The organism is Thermoanaerobaculia bacterium, assembly GCA_035717485.1.
Taxonomy (GTDB): Bacteria; Acidobacteriota; Thermoanaerobaculia; order UBA5066; family DATFVB01; genus DATFVB01.
In genome coordinates this window covers 1-4,791 of the sequence record DASTIQ010000284.1, presented here as the reverse complement: position 1 = coordinate 4,791, position 4,791 = coordinate 1, and the positions used below count along the sequence as shown (strand labels likewise).

General features: G+C 69.6%; 4 protein-coding genes. 1 reads left to right on the top strand and 3 read right to left on the bottom strand.

The features are described 5' to 3' along the window. Together VFS34_14980 and VFS34_14975 are read right to left on the bottom strand one after the other, a co-directional pair. Positions 1-1,844: efflux RND transporter permease subunit (locus VFS34_14980; GenBank protein ID HET9795754.1), on the bottom strand; the 1,844-nt coding region annotated here is incomplete at its 3' end. After that, a complete protein-coding gene (locus VFS34_14975) occupies positions 1,841-3,112 on the bottom strand; it encodes an MdtA/MuxA family multidrug efflux RND transporter periplasmic adaptor subunit (GenBank protein ID HET9795753.1) in 1,272 nt (423 codons plus the stop codon). The genes VFS34_14975 and VFS34_14980, both read right to left, overlap by 4 nt. A 159-nt stretch (positions 3,113-3,271) precedes the next feature. Between VFS34_14975 and VFS34_14970 the strand changes: the two genes are divergently transcribed. Next, a complete protein-coding gene (locus VFS34_14970) occupies positions 3,272-4,576 on the top strand; it encodes a M20/M25/M40 family metallo-hydrolase (GenBank protein HET9795752.1) in 1,305 nt (434 codons plus the stop codon). Here the strand turns inward: VFS34_14970 and VFS34_14965 are convergent. After that, on the bottom strand, positions 4,577-4,791 hold a 215-nt coding region (locus VFS34_14965), incomplete at its 5' end, for a GNAT family N-acetyltransferase (GenBank protein ID HET9795751.1).

Genomic DNA, 4,791 nt, shown 5'->3' with positions numbered 1-4,791 from the left:
TGGATGCGGCCGCTGTTAATCGTGGTGTTGGTGCCGTCCACGCCGATGAACGAGGAAAGGCCGGCGACGGCCGGATCTTCCAGGATCACGCGGGCGAGCGCCTGCTGGCGCCGGGACATCTCGGCGAACGACGCCGACTGGGACGCTTCGGAGATCCCGAGGAGGACCCCGGTGTCCTGGACCGGGAAGAACCCCTTCGGAATGACGACGTACAGGAGAATCGTCGTCAGGAGGGTCGCGACGGCGACGACGAGCGTCGCGGTCCGGTGCTCGAGCACCCAGGCGAGCGTGCGGCCGTAGAACTCGATGACCCTGGCGAACCATCGCTCGGAGGCCCGGTAGAACCGCCCCTGCTCGCTCGCTTCCCGGTGCTTGAGGAGCCTGGCGCACATCATCGGGGTCAGCGTCAGGGACACGAACGCGGAGATCAGGATCGTCACCGAAAGCGTCACGGCGAATTCCCGGAAGAGCCGGCCGACGACGTCCTGCATGAAGAGGAGCGGGATCAGCACCGCGATCAGCGAGACCGTCAGCGAGAGGATCGTGAACCCGATCTGCTCCGAGCCCTTCAGCGCGGCCGGGAGGGGCTCCTCCCCCTGCTCGATGTAGCGGGTGATGTTCTCGATCATGACGATCGCGTCGTCGACGACGAATCCCGTGGAGATCGTCAGGGCCATCAACGTCAGGTTGTTCAGGCTGTAACCGAGGAGGTACATCGCCCCGAACGTCCCGGCGATCGCGAGGGGCACCGCGACGCTCGGGATGACGGTGGCCGCGAAGGTCCGGAGGAAGAGGAAGATCACCATCACGACGAGCGCGATCACGAGCATCAGCTCGAACTCCACGTCGTGGACCGAGGCGCGGATCGTCGTCGTGCGGTCGGTCAGGATCGAGACCTCCACCGCGCCCGGGAGCGATGCCCGGAGCTGGGGCAGGAGGCTCTTGACCCGGTCGACGACGCTGATGATGTTGGCGCCCGGCTGGCGGCGGATGTTCAGGATGACGGCCGGCGTCGTGTTCATCCAGGCCGCCTGCTTGACGTTCTCCGCGCCGTCCACGACCTTCGCCACGTCCGAGAGGCGGACCGGCGCGCCGTTGCGGTACGCCACGACGATCGGCCCGTACTGATCGCTCGAAAGGAGCTGGTCGTTCGCCTCGATCGAATAGGCCTGGCGGGCGCCGTCGAACGTGCCCTTCGCCTGGTTCACGCTCGCCTGCGCGATCGCCGTCCGCACGTCTTCCATCCCGAGTCCGTAGGAGGAGAGCGCCGTCGGATTGACCTGCACCCGCACCGCCGGTTTCTGTCCGCCGGAGATGCTCACGAGACCGACGCCCGGGAGCTGCGAGATCTTCTGGGCGAAGCGGGTGTCGGCGAGGTCTTCGACCTTCGAGAGCGGGAGCGACCGGGACGTGAGCGCGAGCGTCAGGATCGGCGCGTCGGCCGGGTTCGTCTTGCTGTAGATGGGCGGATTCGGCAGGTCCGCGGGGAGATAGGTGCCCGCCGCATTGATCGCCGCCTGGACTTCCTGTTCGGCCACGTCGATGTTCAGGTTCAGGACGAACTGGAGCGTGATCACCGAGCTCCCTTCGGAGCTGTTGGACGTCATCTGGTTCAGCCCCGGGACCTCGCCGAACTGCCTCTCGAGCGGCGCCGTGACCGCCGAGGCCATCACGTCGGGGGACGCGCCCGGATAGAACGTCAAGACCTGAATGGTCGGGTAGTCGACCTGCGGGAGCGCCGAAACGGGCAGCAGCTTGAAGCCGAGCGCCCCCGCGATGAGAACGCCGGCCATGATCAACGACGTGGCGATCGGGCGATGGATGAAGGGGCGGGAGGGGCTCACTTTTTCCCGCGGCCGGCGGGCGGGGCCGCTTTCGCGGCAGGAGCGGGCGCTCCCGGGCGGACGACCGCCACCTTCGCGCCGGGCTGGAGGTTGTCGATCCCTTCGACGACGACCGGTTCCCCCGGCGCGAGGCCGCGGGAAACCGCCGTCTCGTCCCCCTCCGTCCAGACGACCTGCACGGGACGCATCTCCACGGACGAATCGGGGCGCACGACCCAGACGAAGGTCGACTCGGAGCTCCGCTGGACGGCGGCGGCGGGAACGAGGGTCGTGTTCCTGAGGGTGTCGAGGAGCAGGCGCGCGTTGACGAACTGGTTCGGGAAGAGGGCGCCGTCGGAGTTCGGAAACTCCGCCTTGAGCTTGACCGTGCCGGTCGAGGTGTCGATCTGGTTGTCGATCGCCGAGAGGGTCCCGGCGGCGAGCTTCGTCTTCATCTCCCGATCCCAGGCGTCCACCTCGAGCGAGTCTCCCGCGCGCTTCTTCGCGAGCACCGGCGGAAGCTGATCGGACGGGATCGTGAAAACGGCGGCGATCGGCTCGAGCTGCGTGATCACGAGGAGCCCGTTCGCGTCGCCCGCGTGGACGATATTCCCGGGGTCGACGAGCCGCAGGCCGACCCGTCCGCCGATCGGCGCGGTGATCCGGCTGTACGTCAGATTCAGCTTCGCGGCGTCGACCTGCCCCTGATCGCTCGCGACCGACGCTTCGTCCTGGTGGACCGTCGCGACCTGGGTGTCGAGCTGCTGCCGGGGAATCGCGTCCTGGGCGGCGAGGACCTCGTACCGTTTCAGATCGACTCGCGCGTTCTCGAGGGCGGCCCGGTCCTTGGCTTTCTGCCCCTCCGCCTGCGCGAGCTGGACCTCGAACGGGCGGGGGTCGATCCGCGCGAGGAGATCGCCGCGGCGGACGATCTGGCCTTCGCGGAACGCCACGTCGACCAGCTGCCCGTCCACGCGCGTGCGGACCGTGACGGTATTGAGGGCGGTCACCGTTCCGAGCCCGTTCAGGTAGACGGCGAGATTCCCGGCCGCGGCCGGCACGGCGGTCACGGGAATCGTTCGGGATGCCCCTTTGGCTCCGGGCGAAGCCACCGATCGGTCGCCTTTCCGTCCCGAGCCCCGGAAGGCCAGCCACGCGGCGAAGGCGACGCCCACCCCGACGGCCACCCAGAGCCACCGGCGGGAACGGCGGAGGGGCGCGCTTCCGGCGGTCAGGAGGGGTCGCGAATCGGCCTCGCTCGGCGGCAACTCGGGTTGTTCCAGGGTCATTCTGAACCTCCGTCGCCGCCGTCGGGCCGCGCTCCCCCCGGTTTTACGACGAAACGCGGCCTGTTGTTACACCCGGAGTCGAAGCGGCGGCACTCGCCGGATGGCGCGGGCGCCGTCCGAGCCTCTCGACCCGAGGGCTTGCGATAGGCTGCGAGGCTCATGCCACGATGGCCGCGCCTCGGCGCGTTCACGCTCGCCCTGCCCGCATTGGCGGCGGCCGCCTCCTCGTCCCTCGCCCCGGTCGAGCATCGACTCGTCCGTTCGATCGAAGCGAATCGCGCCGGCGCCGAAGCTCTCCTCGAGCGCGCCGTCGACGTCAACAGCGGCACGATGAATTTCGAGGGCGTCCGCGAAGTCGGGGCGATCTTCCGGAAGGAACTGGACGCCCTGGGATTCCGCACGCGATGGATCGACGGGGCGCCGTTCGGCCGGGCCGGACATCTCGTGGCCGAGCATCCCGGCGAGGGGCGTCCGATCCTGCTGATCGGCCATCTCGACACGGTCTTCGAGAAGGACAGCCCCTTCCAGCGCTTCGAGAGGCTCCCCGGGGGGCGAGCCCGGGGGCCGGGCGTGATCGACATGAAGGGAGGGGACGTCGTCGTGCTCCTCGCGCTCGGCGCTCTGCGCGACGCCGGAGCGCTCGACCGCATGAATCTCTCGCTGATCTTCACGGGAGACGAGGAAAAGGCGGGCGAGCCGCTCGCTCTCGCGCGCCGGGATCTCCTCGACCTCGCCGCCCGGTGCGAGGTCGCCGTCGGTTTCGAGGACGGCGCGGGGCGCCCCGGGGAAGCGGTCACGGCGCGCCGCGGAGCGAGCGACTGGGTCCTTCGGGTCACGGGCCGGCCCGCCCATTCCTCCCAGATCTTCGGCGACGAGGTGGGGGCGGGAGCGATCTTCGAGGCGGCGCGCATCCTCGACGGCTTCTATCGGGCACTCTCCGGAGAGCGTTATCTCACCATTTCGCCGGGAGCGATCGTGGGAGGGACGACCGCGGCCTACGACCCGGCGCAGAACCGCGGCGAAGCGTTCGGAAAGACGAACGTGGTCGCCGGGACGGCGCAGGTTCAGGGCGATCTCCGCACCGTCTCCCCTTCCCAGCTCGCGACGGCGAAGGAGCGGATGCGCGGCATCGCGGCGGCCCACCTGCCGCGCACGAACGCGGAGCTCGAATTCCGCGACGGCTATCCGCCGATGGCGCCGACCGGCGGAAACGCCGCTCTCCTCGCGCTGTACGATCGGGCGAGCCGGGACCTGGGGCTCGGCCCGGTCGCCGCGACGGACCCGATGCGGGCCGGCGCCGCGGATGCCGCATTCGCCGCCGAGAAGGTGAAGATGGCGATCGACGGGATCGGACTGTGCGGGACCGACGACCACACCGATCGCGAAACCGCGGATCTCGCGACCCTCCCGACGCAGGCGGAACGCGCCGCGCTTCTCCTGCTCCGGCTCTCCGGAACGCGCTGATCAGCGGCGGACGAGGTCCTTCCCCATCCGGAAGCCGGGGAGGACGAGCCCGCCCCGCATCGCGACGTTCGACGGTTCGATCGTCTCGTAGCCCATCGCGGCGTAGAGGGGAACGCCGGGAAGCGTCGCGAGGAGCTCGGCGCGGCGGAATCCTTCGGCGCGCGCCTCCTCCTCGCACCGAAGGAGGATCGCCCGTCCGATCCCGCGCCGCGCCC

Coding starts and splice junctions, on each gene's coding strand:
- VFS34_14975 (HET9795753.1), bottom strand. CDS start 3,112: ATGACCCTGGAACAACCCGAGTTGCCGCCGAGCGAGGCCGATTCGCGA.
- VFS34_14970 (HET9795752.1), top strand. CDS start 3,272: ATGCCACGATGGCCGCGCCTCGGCGCGTTCACGCTCGCCCTGCCCGCA.